Origin of the sequence: Pandoraea terrae, from assembly GCF_902459695.1 — a bacterium.
Lineage (GTDB): Bacteria > Pseudomonadota > Gammaproteobacteria > Burkholderiales > Burkholderiaceae > Pandoraea > Pandoraea terrae.
Window position 1 is genome coordinate 1 of the sequence record NZ_CABPRZ010000081.1, and the last position, 527, is coordinate 527.

General features: G+C 60.9%; 1 protein-coding gene. It reads right to left on the reverse strand.

Annotation, left to right across the window (positions count from 1 at the left end; translation table 11 throughout):
* Window positions 1–527, reverse strand: a 527-nt coding sequence (locus PTE30175_RS28080; protein ID WP_263596308.1) for an EF-Tu C-terminal domain-related protein, incomplete at both ends; no start/stop codon positions are given.

Genomic DNA, 527 nt, shown 5'->3' on the forward strand with positions numbered 1-527 from the left:
AAACGCAGACCTTCTTCCATGGCGATCGGGTGGATCAGCTTGACCGTGATCGACACGTTGTCACCCGGCATGACCATTTCCTTGTCGGCCGGCAGGGCGATCGAGCCCGTCACGTCCGTCGTACGGAAGTAGAACTGCGGACGATAGTTGTTGAAGAACGGGGTGTGACGACCACCTTCATCCTTCGACAGCACGTACACTTCGGCGGTGAATTCCGTGTGCGGCGTGATCGAGCCCGGCTTGGCCAGCACTTGACCGCGCTGGACGTCTTCACGCTTCGTGCCGCGCAGCAGGATACCGACGTTGTCGCCTGCCTGACCTTGGTCGAGCAGCTTGCGGAACATTTCGACGCCCGTGCAAGTCGTCTTTTGCGTCGGTGCGATACCAACGATTTCGATTTCTTCGCCGACCTTGACGATGCCGCGCTCAACGCGACCCGTCACGACCGTGCCACGGCCCGAGATCGAGAACACGTCTTCGACCGGCATCAGGAAGGCGCCGTCAACGGCACGTTCCGGCGTCGGGAT